The sequence below is a fragment of the Methylobacterium carpenticola genome (assembly GCF_042748905.1).
GTDB lineage: Bacteria > Pseudomonadota > Alphaproteobacteria > Rhizobiales > Beijerinckiaceae > Methylobacterium > Methylobacterium carpenticola.
Genome location: NZ_JBHZEO010000001.1, coordinates 5,873,022 through 5,889,636, shown reverse-complemented (window position 1 = coordinate 5,889,636; position 16,615 = coordinate 5,873,022). Strand labels below are relative to the sequence as shown.

Annotated in this window: 13 protein-coding genes; 5 read left to right on the top strand and 8 right to left on the bottom strand. The window is 71.4% G+C overall.

Annotated elements, in window-relative coordinates:
* The first annotated feature begins 23 nt into the window (after positions 1-23).
* Complete coding sequence (locus ACE101_RS27255; RefSeq protein ID WP_379136482.1) at positions 24-407, top strand: hypothetical protein; 384 nt, start codon at positions 24-26, stop codon at positions 405-407.
* Between the two features lie 274 nt (positions 408-681).
* On the opposite strand, the gene ACE101_RS27250 is transcribed toward ACE101_RS27255, so the two are convergent.
* From ACE101_RS27250 to dxs, 7 genes are all read right to left on the bottom strand, one after another.
* Complete coding sequence (locus ACE101_RS27250; protein WP_379136480.1) at positions 682-1,713, bottom strand: TIGR03885 family FMN-dependent LLM class oxidoreductase; 1,032 nt, start codon at positions 1,711-1,713, stop codon at positions 682-684.
* 134 nt (positions 1,714-1,847) lie between these two features.
* Entirely contained in the window at positions 1,848-3,812 is a 1,965-nt protein-coding gene (shc, locus tag ACE101_RS27245) for a squalene--hopene cyclase (RefSeq protein ID WP_379138973.1), read from the bottom strand.
* A gap of 145 nt (positions 3,813-3,957) precedes the next feature.
* A complete protein-coding gene (hpnE, locus tag ACE101_RS27240) occupies positions 3,958-5,235 on the bottom strand; it encodes a hydroxysqualene dehydroxylase HpnE (RefSeq protein WP_379136477.1) in 1,278 nt (425 codons plus the stop codon).
* Positions 5,235-6,086, bottom strand: coding sequence for a presqualene diphosphate synthase HpnD (gene hpnD, locus ACE101_RS27235; RefSeq protein ID WP_379136474.1), 852 nt, complete (start codon positions 6,084-6,086; stop codon positions 5,235-5,237). The genes hpnE and hpnD overlap by 1 nt, the downstream gene beginning before the upstream one ends.
* Positions 6,083-6,967, bottom strand: a complete 885-nt coding sequence (hpnC, locus tag ACE101_RS27230) for a squalene synthase HpnC (protein ID WP_379136471.1) — start codon at positions 6,965-6,967, stop codon at positions 6,083-6,085. The genes hpnD and hpnC overlap by 4 nt, the downstream gene beginning before the upstream one ends.
* A complete protein-coding gene (hpnA, locus tag ACE101_RS27225; protein WP_379136468.1) occupies positions 6,964-8,001 on the bottom strand; it encodes a hopanoid-associated sugar epimerase in 1,038 nt (345 codons plus the stop codon). Before hpnA ends, hpnC begins: the two co-directional genes overlap by 4 nt.
* A gap of 153 nt (positions 8,002-8,154) precedes the next feature.
* Positions 8,155-10,119, bottom strand: coding sequence for a 1-deoxy-D-xylulose-5-phosphate synthase (gene dxs / locus ACE101_RS27220; RefSeq protein WP_379136467.1), 1,965 nt, complete (start codon positions 10,117-10,119; stop codon positions 8,155-8,157).
* Between the two features lie 575 nt (positions 10,120-10,694).
* Between dxs and ACE101_RS27215 the strand changes: the two genes are divergently transcribed.
* The 3 genes from ACE101_RS27215 (at position 10,695) to ettA (ending at position 13,663) form a co-directional block, all read left to right on the top strand.
* Positions 10,695-11,564 carry a DNA/RNA non-specific endonuclease gene (locus ACE101_RS27215; RefSeq protein WP_379136465.1) on the top strand — a complete coding sequence of 290 codons (870 nt, stop codon included), beginning with the start codon at positions 10,695-10,697 and terminating at the stop codon, positions 11,562-11,564.
* Between the two features lie 19 nt (positions 11,565-11,583).
* Entirely contained in the window at positions 11,584-11,850 is a 267-nt protein-coding gene (locus ACE101_RS27210) for a hypothetical protein (protein WP_379136463.1), read from the top strand.
* Between the two features lie 160 nt (positions 11,851-12,010).
* Complete coding sequence (gene ettA / locus ACE101_RS27205; protein WP_379136461.1) at positions 12,011-13,663, top strand: energy-dependent translational throttle protein EttA; 1,653 nt, start codon at positions 12,011-12,013, stop codon at positions 13,661-13,663.
* Between the two features lie 247 nt (positions 13,664-13,910).
* Here ettA and ACE101_RS27200 read toward each other — a convergent pair whose 3' ends face one another.
* Positions 13,911-15,080 (bottom strand): polysaccharide biosynthesis/export family protein, encoded by a 1,170-nt coding sequence (locus ACE101_RS27200; RefSeq protein ID WP_379136458.1) that lies wholly within the window; start codon positions 15,078-15,080, stop codon positions 13,911-13,913.
* Positions 15,081-15,345: 265 nt separating this feature from the next.
* Between ACE101_RS27200 and ACE101_RS27195 the strand changes: the two genes are divergently transcribed.
* Positions 15,346-16,614 carry an alpha/beta hydrolase gene (locus tag ACE101_RS27195; RefSeq protein ID WP_379136455.1) on the top strand — a complete coding sequence of 423 codons (1,269 nt, stop codon included), beginning with the start codon at positions 15,346-15,348 and terminating at the stop codon, positions 16,612-16,614.
* Position 16,615 lies beyond the last annotated feature (1 nt).

The window sequence follows — 16,615 nt, the reverse complement described above, 5'->3', positions numbered from 1 at the left end:
GCCCATTCCGACTACGATGACAAGTGAGTGCATCGATGCGAATTTTCAGGCAGCAACTCTTTCTCACAGTGCTGACAATAGCCTCCATGCTGCCGGTCTGCGGCGAGGTGAAAGGCTTAGAGCGCGGCTGGGAGAAAAGAGGTCCGGTTCTGTTATACGAGATGAATAGAGACGCTTCGGAGAAGGCGATGGTGCAGGCCGGGCCGTCTTTCTCGCCAGACAATGGTGAATGCTTCCGAGCAGCTGGAACTTTTCGTTTTGATGAGTATGGATTAAGGATGAATTTCGATCCCCACAAATGGAAAGTTAATGTAAATTTAAATCGAGGAACGGAGGATAATAGCGTCGCATTGACATTTTTTAATGAGAATTGCAGAATGAGATTGTCGTCACCAAATCCCATCTAGTTGACGGGCAGTGGGTCGAATTTCCCAATGCCATCAAGAATTGAGTTCGCATCGGCACGTGCCCGGGAACCAATTCCAGCCGTCATTTTAGGATTCACGCAGGACCACCCTGTCCGCAATCAGATCGCGGCGGTTGAGACCCTGTATGGGCCTGCCCGATGCCGTTACGATTGCTGTCCCCGACGAGTGATGCGGCCGGAGCCGCAGCGTGGTCCTGGCCACACGGCACGCAAGTTCCAATCCCGCGTGCCTGAACGACCGTCCGCCCCGAGGCCTACCGCGCCCGCAGGGCGGGCCGCACTGCCATCGGGTCGAAATCCTCCGCCGGCGCCTTGCGGGCCCGCAGGGCCGGCAGCACCCGCTCGCCGAAGACGTCGATGAAGGCGGTCTGGCTGCCGCCGACCTGATGCAGGTCGATGCTGTCGAAGCCGAGCGCCGCGCAGGCCGCGATGCGGTCCGTGATCGCCGCGAGGTCCGAGGCGACGAGCACCTGTGCGTGCATGTCCTCGGGGCGCACGAAGCGGGCGGCGGCATCGAACTCGGCCGGGCTGCGCAGCTCCCAGGCGACCGGGCTGCCGAGCTGGTTGAAGCGCCACGCCGCGTGCGCCTGATGCAGCGCCTCGGCCGGGTCACGGGCGAAGCTGAGGTCGAGCTTCAGGAAGACCGGCTTGTCGGCACCGCCGGTCTCCCGGAACGCCTCGATGATCGGCGCGAGCACCTCGGGCCGGCTGCCGACCGTGAGGAGCCCGTCCGCCCAGCCGCCGAGCCAGGCGGCGGTCTCCGGGGTGGTGGCGGCCCCGACGAGGCGGGTCGGCGTCTCGGGGCGCGACCAGACCTTCGCGTCGAGGGCCGAGACCCGGCCGCGATGCGTCACCGTCTCGCCCGCGAGCAGGGCCCGCATGATCTCGGCCCCCTCGCGCAGGCGGGCGTGACGCTCCGACCGGTCCGGCCAGGGCGCGCCGGTGACCGATTCGTTGAGGGCCTGCCCGCTGCCCAGAGCCACCCAGGGCAGGCGGCCCGGATACATCTGACCGAGCGTCGCCACCGCCTGCGCCAGCACCGCCGGGTGGTAGCGCCAGCCGCCCGGCACCGTGACGACCCCGAAGGTCAGCCGCTGCGTCGCCTGAAGGGCCGCCCCGAGCCACGCCCAGGCGAAGCCCGACTGCCCCTGCGCGGGCGACCAGGGTTGGAGATGGTCGGAGGAGAAGGCGGCGTCGAATCCCGCCTGCTCGGCGCGCTGCACGAGGCCGAGCAGGTCGCGCGGGGCGATCTGCTCGTGCGAGGCGTGGAAGCTGTAGAGCGTCATCGCAGCACCCCGCGCCGGCATCAACCCTGTCCGGTCCGGACCGGTCCCCATCCGGAGGAACGGCTCAACCGGACGGAGGGTCCGTCACGGCGCGCCGGACCCTGCCGCCTGAGCCGGCAGGGCGCCTCCGGCGCTTACATCCCGACGGCGACCTGGCGGCTGTTACCCCGCTGGAGGTTGCGGTAGCGGGCCAGAGCCCAGAGGGGGAAGAACTTCGCGTAGCCGTGGTAGCGCAGGTAGAAGACGCGCGGGAAGCCGGTCGCGGTGTAGCGCTCCTCGTCCCAGAGCCCGTCCGCCGCCTGCGTGCGGGTCAGGTAGTTGATGCCGCGCGCCACAGCCGGGTTGTCCGCCTCGCCGGCCGCCATCAGCGCGAGCAGCGCCCAGGCGGTCTGCGAGGGCGTGCTCGGCGCCGTCTCGTAACCCCGGTACTCGAGCTTGTAGCTCGACGCGTCCTCGCCCCAGCCGCCATCCGGGTTCTGGATGCCGGCGAGCCAGGTCACCGCCCGCCGAACCGGCTCGGAGGCCGGATCGACCCCGGCCGCGTTCAGGGCGCAGAGCACCGACCACGTGCCGTAGATGTAGTTCATGCCCCAGCGGCCGTACCAGCTGCCATCCGCCTCCTGGTCGGCGAGGAGATAGGCGACGCCGCGGTCGAGGGCCGGGCAGCTCTCCCGGGTCTCGCCGAGCTGCGACAGCATCGAGACGCAGCGCGCGGTCACGTCGGCGGTCGGCGGGTCGAGCAGCGCCCCGTGGTCGGAGAAGGGGATGTAGTTGAGGTAGTGGTAGGTGTTGTCCGCGTCGAAGGCCGCCCAGCCGCCGTCGCGGCTCTGCAGGCCCTCCACCCACTCGCGCGCCCGGGCGATCGACTGGCTGTAATCGGCGGCGGCCGGGCCGGGGCTGCGGCGCCCCTGCGCCCGGTCCATCGCCATCACGACCACGGCGGTGTCGTCGAGATCGGGGTAGTGCGGGTTGGCGTACTGGAAGGCCCAGCCGCCCGGCCGCACATCCGGCTTCGAGGCCGCCCAGTCGCCCTTGATGTCGAGCACCTGGAGGGGCTTCAGCCAGTCGAGGGCGCGCTTGGCCTGCCGCTCCGCCTCGGGCCCGCCCGCCTCCATGAGGGCGTGCGAGGCCAGCGCCGTGTCCCAGACCGGCGACAGGCAGGGCTGCACGTAGGCCTCGTGGTCCTTGACCGTGACGAGCTTCTCCACGGAGGAGCGGGCGGTGACGACGAGGGGATGGTCCTCGGGATAGCCGAGGGCCTCGTACATCAGCACCGCGTTGACCATCGAGGGGAAGATGGCGCCGAGCCCGTCCTCGCCGTTCAGGCGCTCGCTGACGAAGGCCACCGCCTTGTCGATCGCCCGGGCGCGGGAGCCCGCCGGGAAATGCCCCTCGACCTTCTGCAGCACCTTGTCGATGGCGGCGAAGACCGGGCGCCAGGGCGAGGATTCCTGCGGGCCGGCCGGCCAGTGCTTCACCCGTTCCGGCGGCTCGACGAAGAGTTCCTGGATGCCGATGCCGCGCGGGTTCCTGGCCCGCGGCTTCTTGGCCTGGAGCACGAAGAGCGGCACCATCACGGTGCGGGCCCAGTAGGACACCTTGTCGAGGTGGAAGGGGAACCACCGCGGCAGCAGCATCACCTCGACGGGCATCACCGGCACCGCCGTCCACGGCACCTCGCCGTAGAGGGCGAGCAGGGTGCGGGTGAAGACGTTGGCGTGTGCGGCGCCGCCCCGGCGCAGGATGGCGTCGCGGGCGCGGCGCATGTGCGGCGCCTCGACCGAGTCGCCGATCATCTTGAGGGCGAAATACGCCTTGACGGTCGCGCTCATGTCGAACGGACCCTCATGGACGAGGGACCAGCCGTCGTGCTGCGCGCTCTGCGTGCGGCGCAGGTAGTTGGCGATCTTGCCCTCCAGCTCCGCGGTCGGGATCGAGGCGCGGAAGTGGTGGTAGAGGATGTACTCGGACGGGATGGTGGCGTCGGCCTCCAGCTCGAAGCACCAGTGCCCGTCCGGGTTGGCGAGCCGCATCAGGGCTTTCGATGCGAGCGACACCCGCCGCTCGACATCGTCCAGCGTGATGTCCTGCGTGCTCATCCGGTGCAGCGTCTCGACCTTGCCCACGATGTTCTTGCCTTCTCCTGGTCGGGCGGCCCGCCCTGCCGCCGAATGGGTTTCCGATTTCGCGGCGCTGCAACGAACGCCGCCTCTGCTCAAGCTGTTCCGGGCGCGGAGGCCGCCGTCAAGCGGCTCCGCGCAAGGCTGCCCGGTCCTGTGTGAATATCGCCGCAGCCACGGCCCCCGATCGGATGGCGCCCTCGATGGTCGACGGCAACCCCGTCGCGGTCCAGTCTCCGGCCAGCGCGAGGTTGGCGAGGTGCGTGCGCGCACCCGGCCGCCGCCCGGCCTCCTGCGGGGTCGCCGCGAAGGTGGCCCGCTTCTCCTTGACGATCTGCCAGCGGGGCAGGGGCGCGCCCGCCTGCCCCGTGAGGCGCGCGACCTCGTCCCAGATCGCCGCGGCGAGGTCCTCGCGGGGCGTGTCGAGGAGCCGGTCGGCCCCGCTGATCGTCACCGAGAGCCGGTCCGGATAGGCGAAGAGCCATTCGGTCAGGCCGCCGACGACGCCGAGGATCAGGGGCGAGCCCGCCGGCGGCGCCACGGCGAAATGCGCGTTGACGATCGAGCGGTGTTCCTGCGGCACCGGGAGACCCGGCAGCAGGTCGGCCGCCACCCAGGCGGGCAGGGCCATGACCACGCGGTCGCCCGGCTCCAGCACCTCGGACCCGTCGCTGAAATCGAGGGTGAGCACGCGATCCTGGGCCAGCCCGAGCCCCCGCACGCGCTGGCCGAAGCGGATCTCGGCCCCGGCCCGGGCCAGGAAGGCCAGGGCCGGCTCCACGAAGGCGGTGGACAGGCCCTCGACCGCCACCAGGGGCCGGCAGGCCCGCCCGCCCGCGCCCAGGGTCTCGCGCAGGATGGTCGCGGCGAGGCCGGCGTCGCTCTCGCTCGGCTCGGTGTTGAGGGCGGCGAGCAGCACGGGGCGCCAGAGCCGGTTCCAGAGCAGCCCCTCGCAGGCCATGCTCTCGCCGATGGTCGCGGCCTTGCCCGCACCGCGGAAGATGCCGAGGGGCGCGAGGTAATCGCGGGCGCGGCTGCCCGGCACCCGGCGGCCCGCGGCGAGCACCCACCAGGGCAGGCGCCCGGCATTGGGGCGCAGGGTCCAGCGCTCGCCCGTGACGAGGTCGGCGAAGGGGAAAGCGGCCTCCGCGGGGCCGGTGAGAGCCCCGGCGGGGGCGCCCACCGCGCTCAGGAAGTCGAGGGCGTCGCGGTTGCCCGAGAGCAGCAGGTGGTTGCCGTTGTCGATGGTGAGGCCGAGCGCCGGATCGTAGTAGGACCGGCAGCGCCCGCCCGCCTGCTTGGCCGCCTCGTGGACCACGACGCGCTGCCCGGCCTGCGCCGACCGCACCGCCGCCGAGAGACCGGCGAGCCCCGCGCCGAGAACGTGAACGGTGCCCGCCATCACAGGATCCCGTGCCGCAGGAGGACGCCGACGAGGGCGAGCTTGCCGGGCTTCACCCGGGGGCGGGGCGCCGCCCAGCCGCGGGCGAGCAGCCGGTCGAGGATCAGGTGATAGGCCGCCGCCATGATCCGCGGCGCCTTGGTGGCGCGCCGGGGCGCCCTGGCCATGATCTGCCAGGAGGTCCGGTAATGCGCCTCCGCCTCGGCGGCGAGCGCCGCGCAGACCTCGGGCAGGCGCGGGTGGCGCAAAGCCGCCTCGGGGGTCGGCTGCGTCAGGCCGATCGCGGCGAGCCGCTCGCGCGGCAGGTAGAGGCGCCCGCGCTCGGCATCCTCGTCGATGTCGCGCAGGATGTTGGTGAGCTGCAACGCCCGGCCGAGATGGTGGGCGAGCGCCCGGCCCGGCTCCTCGGCGAGACCGAAGATCCGCACCGAGAGCCGCCCCACGGCGCTCGCGACCCGGTCGCAATAGAGATCGAGGGTGGCGGCGTCGGGTGCCACGATGTCGGCCTCGGCATCCATCGCCATGCCGTCGATCACCGCGAGGAAATCCTCGCGCTTCAAGCCGAATTCCCGCACCGGCGCGGCCAGCGCCGCGACGCGGGGCACGGGCTGCCCGGCATAGAGGGCGTCGATGTCGGCCCGCCAGCGGTCGAGCTCCGCGGCCCGCACCTCGCGCGGCCCGCCCTCGTCGGCGACGTCGTCGACCGCCCGGCAGAAGGCGTAGACCGCGTACATGGCGTCGCGCTGCCCGGCCGGCAGCAGGCGCATGGCGGAATAGAAGGACGAGCCGGACGCGGGTTGCGCCGGGGTCTCGGCGGCCGGCGCGGTGGCGGGCGAGGCGAGGGCGGTCACGGACGGGCTCCGCGGACGGAGGGGATGAGGCGCCGCCGGAACGGCCGCCGCGCCAGGGCGGCGCCCGCGGCCGCGAGGGCGATCAGCGCGAAGGCGGCCTTGCCGTGATGCACGGGCTCGCTCAGGGGATCGCGGGCCGTGAGGCCGCGGGCGAGCGCCACCGCGAGCCGGTGGATCGCCGCGATCTCCATGGAGAGGCGCGTGTCCTCGATGAGATCCGGCAGGGCGCGCCCCTCGTGCAGGAGGTCGAGGCAGCGATGCGCCAGGGTGCCGATCACCGCCCGCAGGCCCGGCGAGGCCGTCTCGGCCCCGAGCGCGCTCACCGCGACGCCGTGCGTGCGCATCAGGTCGAGGGGCAGGTAGACCCGGTCGAGCTGGCGGAAATCCTTCCCGCAATCCTGCAGATGGTTGATGATCTGGAGCGCCGCGCAGATCGCGTCCGAGGCCGCCCAGGTGGCGGCCGGATCCTCGCCGTGCACGTCGAGGACGAAGCGCCCCACCGGCATGGCCGAGTAGCGGCAATAGTGCATCAGCTCGTCGATATCCGCGTAGCGCGTCTTGCGCGCATCCATGCGGAACGCTTCGAGGAGTTCGAGGGCGTGGCGCGGCGGCAACCCGCGCGCGGCGAGCGCCGCCTTCAGGGGCTCGGCCTCCGGATCGGCGGGGCCGGCGCCGGTGAGCGCATCGGCCAGACCGTCGAGGAGCGCGATCTTGCGCTCGGGCGCGAGTTCGCCGTTGTCGGCCACGTCGTCGCCGGCCCGGACGTAGTTGTAGAAGGCCAGGATCGGCGCGCGGTGACGCGGATGGATCAGGTGCGACGCGACCGGGAAGTTCTCGTCGCGGTGCGACTTGCCGGAGCGCGCCTCGGTCGCGGTGGTCATCGGATGTATCCTGCCTGACGGAACCACGCCACGGCATCCTCCAGGCCCCGGGCGTAGGGCCGGGCGGAATAGCCGAGTTCGGCCCGGGCCTTGGCGTCGGAGAAGAACATCCGGTAGCGGGACATCCGGATGCCGTCGAGGGTGGCGAGGGGGGCCTTGCCGGTGAAGCGGGCGGCGAGTTCGGAGACGACGGCGACCGGATAGACCGCCGCGCGCGGCAGCCGCACGGTCGGGGCCTTGCGGCCCACGATCCCGGCGATGTCGGCGAGCATCCGCGACAGCAGCACGTTCTCGCCGCCCAGGATGTAGCGTTCGCCGATGCGCCCGCGGCCGAGCGCCAGCAGATGGCCGGCCGCCACGTCGTCCACGTGGGCGAGGTTGAGGCCGGTATCCACGAAGGCCGGCATCCTGCCGTTCGCCGCCTCCACGATGATGCGGCCGGTCGGCGTCGGCTTGACGTCGCGGGGGCCGATCGGCGTCGAGGGATTGACGATCACGGCGGGCAGCCGGTGGCGGGCCACCATCTCCTCGACCACCCGCTCGGCCACGACCTTGCTGCGCTTGTAGGCGCCGATCGCCGTCTCGGGGGTGAGGGGGCGGGTCTCGTCGGCGGGCGTGCCGTCGTCGTGCGGTTTGATGGTCGCGACGCTCGACGTGTAGACGACCCGCTCCACGCCCGCATCGAGCGCGGCCTGCATCAGCACCCGGGTGCCGTCGCGGTTGGTGCGCACGATCTCCTCGGGATCGGGCGCCCAGAGGCGGTAATCGGCGGCGGCGTGCACGAGGTAGCGCATGCCCGTCATGGCCGCGGCCACCGCCACGGGATCGCGCATGTCGCCTTCGGCGACCGAGACGTCGGGCCACGTCAGGTTCGTGCGCGGGCTCGTCGCCCGCACCAGGATGCGCACCGGGAAGCCGGCCGCCCGGAAGACGTCGACCAGAGCCGGGCCGAGGAAGCCGCTCGCGCCGGTGATCAGCACCGGGCCGACCTCCGGCCGGGCTTCAGACAAGGTGCGGTCCGAGGCCTCGATCATGCTCTGCGTCACTGTCCGGCTTGAGGGCCGCGCAAGGCGCGACGGGCAGCCCTGCGGGGGCCAAGGGCCCGCCGCTTCTGCCATTCGGGGATCCCGCCGACAAGGCGAGGGCGGCGATTGCGGGGCGGCGTGCCGTTCCCGCAACCGTTCAGGTTACGCGCGCCGCAGGCGGGTGCGCTCCCGGCGCTCCGCGGGCAGGACGTCGCGGATGGTCCTGACGATCGCCGCCGCGTCCAGGCCCGCCTGCGCGTACATCCGCGCCGGCGTGTCGTGGTCCTGGTACTCGTCCGGAAGCGTCAGCGTCCGGACCCGCACGCTCCCCCCGTCCAGCGCGCCCCGCGCCGACAGCAGGTGCAGCACCATCGCCCCGAAGCCCCCCGTCGAGCCCTCCTCCACCGTCACCAGAACCTCGTGGCTCCCCGCCAGATCCAGGATCAGCGCCTCGTCCAACGGCTTGGCGAACCGCGCATCCGCCACCGTCACACCCAGCCCCGCATCCTCCAGCTGGTCCGCCGCCTTCAGCGCCTCCGCCAGCCGCGTCCCCAGGCTCAGAACCGCCACCCGCGCCCCCTCCGGACGACGCAGCACCCGCCCCTTGCCGAGCGCCAGCACCTCGCCCACCTCCGGCAGCTCAACGCCCACGCCCTCGCCCCGCGGGTAGCGGAACGCGATCGGGCCCGCATCGTGCGCGTGCGCCGTCGCCACCATGTGCACCAGCTCCGCCTCGTCGGCCGCCGCCATCACCACCATGTTCGGCAGGCAGCACAGGTAGGCCAGGTCGAACGCCCCCGCATGCGTCGCCCCGTCCGCCCCCACCAGACCCGCCCGGTCCAGCGCAAACCGCACGGCCAAGTTCTGCAGCGCCACGTCGTGCACCACCTGATCGTAGGCCCGCTGCAGGAACGTCGAGTAGATCGCGCAGAACGGCCGGTAGCCCTCCGCCGCCAAGCCCGCCGCGAACGTCACCGCGTGCTGCTCGGCGATGCCCACGTCGAAGGTGCGGTCCGGATGCGCCTTGGCGAAGATGTCCACCCCCGTGCCCGAGGGCATCGCCGCGGTGATCGCCACCACCTTGTCGTCCCCGTTCGCCGCCCGAACCAGGCTGTCGCCGAACACCTTGGTGTAGCTCGGCGCGTTCGGCTTGGCCTTCACCTGCTGGCCCGAGACCACGTCGAACTTCACCACCGCGTGACCGCGGTCGGCCGCCGCTTCCGCCGGGGCGTAGCCCTTGCCCTTCTGGGTCACCACGTGCACCAGCACCGGGCCCTCGGGCGCGTCGCGCACGTTCTTGAGCACCGGCAGCAGGTGGTCGAGGTTGTGCCCGTCGATCGGCCCGACATAGTGGAAGCCGAGTTCCTCGAACATCGTGCCGCCGCCCGCCAGGATGCCGCGGGCGTATTCCTCGGCACGCGCCGCAGTGTCGTACAGGGCCTTGGGCAAGAGCCGGCCGAACTGCTTGGCGGTGTCGCGCAAGCTCCGGTAGGTGTCGCCCGAGACCAGCCGCGCGAGGTAGGCCGACATGGCGCCGACCGGGGGCGCGATCGACATGTCGTTGTCGTTGAGGATCACGATCAGGCGCGAGCGCAGCGCGCCGGCATTGTTCATGGCCTCGTAGGCCATGCCGGCGGAGATCGAGCCGTCGCCGATCACCGCCACCACGTTGCGCCGCTCGGGCGTCTCGCCGCGGGCCCGGGCGGCGGCGTCGCGCAGGTCGCGGGCGATGGCCATGCCGAGCCCGGCGGAGATCGAGGTGGAGGAATGGGCCGCGCCGAAGGGATCGTAAGGGCTCTCGGCGCGCTTGGTGAAGCCGGAGAGGCCGCCGCCCTGGCGCAGGGTGCGGATGCGGTCGCGGCGCCCGGTGAGGATCTTGTGCGGATAGGCCTGGTGGCCGACGTCCCAGATCAGGCGGTCGTCGGGGGTGTTGAAGACGTAGTGGAGGGCGACCGTCAGCTCGATGACGCCCAGCCCGGCGCCGAGATGGCCGCCGGTGACCGAGACGGCGTCGATCGTCTCGGCGCGCAGTTCCTCGGCGAGCTGCGCAAGGTCGCTCTCCGGAAGGGTGCGAAGATCCGTCGCGTCACGGACACGGTCGAGGAGGGGAAGAACCAGTGCTGACAAGATCGTACACCCGTTGTTGACGCGTCGCCACAGCCCTGCCCGGCGCGGCATTCAGCGAGGAATTTCAATGTCATCCGGCGCAGGGCGGACAGCCGCGCATCGAACGCCCCTTATAGCCGAACGGGACCGGGTTGCCATTGAGGTGGCAGAAGACACCCGGCCGCGGCGGTGCGGTTTGTAACAAGTCCGAACAACGTTCTGAACCCCTGCTGAATCCGATCCGTCGCCGCAGCCCGGGACATTGGTCCTGGCGTAGGTTAGAAGGCGACCGGGCCGGATCTCCGGCGACGGCTTGTCCCCAGGGGTGAGTGGCGGATGCGCGCGCGGATGAGAGCCTGGCTTGTGAGAGCTTGGCTTGCGACCGGAGGTCTCATGGTCGCCTGCGCGTCCGCGTGGACCGCGGATGCGAGGCCGCCCGCCGCGCCGCCGCCGAACGCGCCGGCCGCCGCGCCCGGTGGCGAGACCTGCGACCTTTTCCTGCACTGCGTCTGGAACCCGCTCTATCGGCCGCCCTGCGCGTGGCGCTGGCGCCCGACCCCCGAGGGACCCCGCCGGGTGCGGGTCTGCTTCTGAGCATGGCCGCGCGGCTCCTCGCCCTCCTGCTCCTCGCCGCAGGCCCGGCGCTGGCCGATTCCTGCCCGGAGCAGTTCGCGGGCGGGCAGCCGCCCGTGCTCGCCAATCCGCGCCTCTCCGCGGACGCGACGCTGCTCTGCTACCGGGCCTTCGCGGTGCTGCATTCGGGCCTGTCGCGCACGCCGCTCTACGCCGCCGAGCGGCTCGACCGCGCCCGGATCGAGGCCGCCCGCCGGGTCGACCGCGTGGATGCCTTCCACGAGGAGGTGCGCCTGCCCGCCACCGGACGGGCCGACCTCTCGGATTATGGGGGCAGCGGCTACGACCGCGGACATCTGGCGCCCTCGGGCGACATGCCGGACCCGGCCTCGCAGGCGGAATCCTTCAGCCTCGCCAACATCGTGCCGCAGAACCCGGACCTGAACCGCACCCTCTGGGCCGGGATCGAGAGCGCCGTGCGGGCGCTGGCGGTCGAGCGGGGCGAGCTCTACGTCGTCACGGGACCGGTCTTCGAGGGCGGCAACATCCAGGCCCTGAAGGGTCGCGTCCTCGTGCCGACGCGCCTGTTCAAGGCGGTCTACGACCCGCGCCGGGGGGAGGCGGGCGTCTATCTCGCCCGCAACGCCGCCGATGCCGGGTGGGAAACCGTCTCTCCGGCGCAGCTCGCCGCGCTCGCCGGGATCGTGGTGTTCCCGAGCCTGCCCGAGACGGCCCGCGGCCGCGCGATGCCGCTGCCCGAGCCCCGCCGCGACGAGCATGCCGGGACCCATCGCTCGCGCAAGGCCGAGCCCTCCTTCGTGGATTGGCTCGCCGCCGAGCTGACCCGGATGGCCAAGCGCGCCCTGCGCGAGGCGATCCGCTCGCTGTTCTGACGACCCGGGAGAACCGACCATGTCCGCTTCGTCCCGCACGCTGACCCCCTTCGCCGATGACGCCACCGTGCAGACGATCGGCCCGCTGACGGTCGAGAACGGCACCGAGCGCGTGGTGCTGCACGGCTCCCTCGACCTCGCCCGCGACCGGCAGAGCCTGGAGCGGGCCCGCGCGCTCAAGCGGATCCTCGAGGCGGTGGTGGCGGCGCTGGAGGGGGAGGACCTGCCCGAGGAGGCGCCGCGGGCGGAGGCGAAAACGGAGAGCGTGAAGAACCCGTTCGGGTAGGCCGCGCGCCGCGAAGGCCCCGCCTTGCACCCCCCCGGCCGCCCTGGTATCGCGGGCCCCATCCCATTTCATCGCGCGTCAGGCCCGCGCCGGCGCCCGTGATGGCCGGCCCGGCGCATCGGCATTGCGGGACCGCGCTGCTCGCCCCGAGGATCACCCCATGGCCCGTGAATTCATCTACCACATGCGGGGTCTCACCAAGACCTACGCGAGCGGCAAGAAGGTGCTCGACAACGTGCACCTCTCCTTCTACCCGGATGCCAAGATCGGCGTGCTTGGCGTCAACGGCGCCGGCAAGTCGACCCTGCTGCGCATCATGGCGGGCATCGACAAGGACTTCAGCGGCGACGGCTTCGTGGCCGAGGGCGCCCGGGTCGGCTACCTGCCGCAGGAGCCGCAGCTCGATGCCAGCAAGACCGTGCGCGAGAACGTGATGGAGGGCGTGGCGGAACAGCGCGCCATCCTCGACCGCTACAACGACCTCGCGATGAACTATTCCGAGGAGACGGCGGACGAGATGACCCGCCTCCAGGACGAGATCGAGGCCAAGGGCCTGTGGGATCTCGATTCCAAGGTCGATCAGGCCATGGATGCGCTGCGCTGCCCCGGCGACGACGTGGCGGTGGCGACCCTCTCGGGCGGCGAGAAGCGCCGCGTCGCCCTCTGCCGCCTGCTGCTCTGGCAGCCCGAGCTGCTGCTCCTCGACGAGCCCACCAACCACCTCGACGCCGAGACGGTGGCGTGGCTCGAAGGGCACCTGCGCAGCTACCCGGGCGCGATCCTGATCGTCACCCACGACCGCTACTTCCTCGACAACGTCACGGGCTGGATCCTGGAGCTCGACCGCGGCCGGGGCATCCCCTACGAGGGCAACTACTCGTCCTGGCTGGTGCAGAAGCAGAAGCGCCTCGCCCAGGAGGGCCGCGAGGAGGAGGCGCGCCAGCGCACCCTCGAGCGCGAGCAGCAATGGGTCTCCGCCTCGCCGAAGGCCCGGCAGGCCAAGTCCAAGGCCCGCATCGCCCGCTACGAGGAACTCGTGGCGAAGTCGCAGGAGAAGGGGCCCTCGACCGCGCAGATCGTCATCCCGATCGCCGAGCGGCTCGGCAACAACGTCATCGACTTCGAGGGCCTGGGCAAGGCCTTCGGCGACCGCCTGCTGATCGACGACCTCAGCTTCAAGCTGCCGCCGGGCGGCATCGTCGGGGTGATCGGGCCGAACGGCGCGGGCAAGACCACGCTGTTCCGCATGATCACGGGGCTGGAACAGCCCGATACCGGCACGATCCGGATCGGCGAGAGCGTCAAGCTCGGCTACGTCGACCAGTCGCGCGACACGCTCAACCCCGACGCCACGGTCTGGCAGGAGATCTCGGGGGGGAACGACATCCTCTATCTCGGCAAGCGCGAGATCAATTCCCGGGCCTATTGCGGCGCCTTCAACTTCAAGGGCTCCGACCAGCAGAAGAAGGTCGGCGTGCTCTCGGGCGGCGAGCGCAACCGGGTCCACCTCGCCAAGATCCTCAAGAGCGGCGCCAACGTGCTGCTCCTCGACGAGCCGACCAACGACCTCGACGTCGACACCCTGCGGGCGCTCGAAGAGGCGCTGGAGGATTACGCGGGCTGCGCGGTGATCATCAGCCACGACCGCTGGTTCCTGGACCGCATCGCCACGCACATCCTGGCCTTCGAGGGCGACAGCCACGTGGAGTGGTTCGAGGGCAACTTCGCGGATTACGAGGAGGACAAGAAGCGCCGCCTCGGGGTCGATTCCACGATCCCCCACCGCATCAAGTACAAGAAGTTCAGCCGCTGACGGCTTCGCCGGAGGGCCGGCGGCCCTCCGGCACGGTGCCGGAACGAAGAAGGGGTCCCTTGCGGGACCCCTTCTTCGTTTCGCGGGCGGGCCTGGAAGCGGCGCGGCGCCCGCGCCGGCCTCGCCTCGCTTGGTGGACGAATCATACGGTTTCCGGATGATCGCTTCGCGATGCGGAAACCGGCCTCGCTCAGGCGCCGCGCGGGCTCGTGATACGGGTTCCGAAAGTGATCGTCCGGAAACCGTATCACTTGGTGGACGAGTAGACCGAGGCGCTCGCCGCGACCGGCGCCGTGATGGTCGAGAACACGCTCAGCACCTTCTGGACCTCGGTGAAGGACGCGTTGGAGACGTAGACGAGGTCGCGGTTGCGCATCCGGAAAGCCTGGGAGACGAACAGGCTGTTGGGGTCGCGCATGTTGATCCGGTAGACCACCGGCACCTGCGGGCTGCCGAGGAGCGGGCTGTTCGGGCGCAGGCGGCGCACCACCGAGGCCGGCTCGAAGCGGAACAGGAACACGCCCGCCGGATCGGCCTGGAAGTCGCGCAGGCCTCCCGCCTTGGCGAGGGCCTGGGCGAGGGTGATGCCCTCGGCCTGGAACGGGATCTCGTAATTCACCCCCGTCGCGCCCGTGGCGAGGAAGGTCTGCGGGTCGCGCACCAGGGTCAGCGTGTCGCCGGGCCGCAGGTAGATGTTCTCGCGCGGGTTCGACACCACGGCGGTGAGCGGCACGGTGGCGGTGGTCTGGCCGCGCGACAGGCGCACGAAGGTCTCGCTCACCGCCGCGCGCACGCCGCCGGCACTCGCGATCACGTCGAGCAGGCGGTCGCCCTTGGTGGAGAGCGGGATGCGCGCGCCCGCCGTCACCTCGCCCGTCACCGTCACCACGGTGCTGGCCGGCTGGGTCACCGTGACGATGACCTGCGGCTCGATGGCCTTGCCGGCGAGTTCCTGCTCGATCTGGGTCTGCACGTCCTGGACGCGCTTGCCCGCCACCGCGATCCGGCCCGCATAGGGCACCGTGATGGTGCCGTCGCGGGTCACGACCTGGGGCGGGATGGTGGCGGATTTCGAGCCGGACGAGAACCGGTCGGGAAGCAGGGCGCCGGAGAACAGGCCGCCCGTGCTCGCCTCCCAGATCGTCACCGTGACCGCATCGCCGATGCCGATCACCGGCTCCACGGAGGGGCGACGGTCGCCGAAGGAGGCGAGCAGGCTGTCGAGGGGCCGGCCGCGCAGGCCCTCCACCACCGCGGGGGTGACGTCGATGATCTCGTAGCGGGCCAGCAGGCCCTGATCGGTGGCAACGTCCGCGCCCTCGGTCACCGCGCTGGTGGTCGGCCCCGAGGCGGGCAGGAACCCGCTGCAGCCGGACACCGCGAGCGCGGCGCAGAGAGCGATCGGGAGGGGGCGCATCCGTGCGTGGCTCGTCCTTGTCCGCGTGAGCTTGGCTCCTACTCCAGTCCGGCCGGGCTGTCCGTGGCCGCCGTGTCACAGTGCGGAGGGGAGCCGGCCGGATGCCCGCACTCCCCAGGACTCACAGGCTCGGGAGGACCCACATGGTCTGGACGCCTCGGCCGGGCGGATCGCGGTCACGGCCGCAGCCCCGGTCCGGCCCGTTGGACCCGCCCGGCGCGAACCGGTAAGACCCCGCTTCGCGACCGGCACCCGAGGGCAGCACATGGCACGAACGATCGGCTTCACGCCGCCCGCCCTGGCGGAGGCCTCGTCCGGGCCCGTGCGTCGGCGTCACGTGTTCTACGTTCCGGGCTACGATCCTGAGAGCCACAAGCGCTACCGGGCCCTCTTCGCCCGGGAATTGTCGCGCTACGCCAAGCGGTTCGCCCTGTGGCGCCGGATCTCGCCGGCCACCGCGAGCCCGGACGGGCGGGTCCAGAGCTGGACCGTGGAGGCGGGCGGGGACGGCTGGGAGACCCACACCACCTACGAGGTGCTGCTCTGGGACGACCTCGTGCGGCAGGATTTCCGGCGCCCTCTCTGGGTCACGATGCTCCTGCTCACCGCCGGCGTGCTGCAAACCACCGCCACGACCCAGCTGTTCCGGATGTACCGGCTCAACTGGAAGTACGGGAACATCATCCTCTATCCGTTCGTGATGACGCTGGCGCTGGTTCTGGCCGCGGGCGGGATCGGCTGGTTCGTCGCGGGGCTGCCCACCGGCCTGGGCCCCGCCGCGAATGCCGGGCTCGGCGCGGTGGCGGGCTTCGCCGCCCTGGCGGCCGCCCTCGCGATCCTGCCGCATTACGACCACCGCATCTTCCTGCGCCAGCTCATCAACGACTGGGTGTTCAACTGGCAGCACAGCAACGGCTGGCGCCGCGACTACGAGGAGCGGCTGTCCTGGTTCGCCGATTACGCGGCGGCGCGCGGCCGGGCGGTCGGGGCGGACGAGGTGATGATCATCGGCCATTCCTCGGGGGCCCTCACGGCGGTGGAGGTGGCGGCCCGGCTCCTGGAGCGTACGGAGGGCAGCGGGACCGCGCTGTCGGTCCTGACGCTCGGCGGCGGGCTGCCGCTCGTCGCGCTGAACCCCCTGGCGCAACCCGCCCGCGCCGCCATCGCCCGGCTCGTCGAGAGCGACCGGGTGGTCTGGGCCGATTACCAGGCGCCGCAGGACTGGATGAATTTCCCAGGCTTCAACCCGGCCCGCGACCTCGCCCTGCCGCCGCTCGCCCGCATCGCCAACCCGCTGATCCGCTCCACGAAGTTCCGGGAATTGCTCGACCCCGCGGTCTACGCGAAGATCAGCTTCCGGCCGTTCCGGATGCACTTCCAGTTCCTGATGTCGAACGACCGGCCCGGCGAGTACGATTTCTTCGCTCTCACGCTCGGCCCGCAAGCCTTGCGCGACCGGGTCCTGGCGCCGCAGATCGTGCCGGCCCGCGGCGACGTCGCCGCCGAACCGGCCTCGGCCCACCGGGAGATCTGAC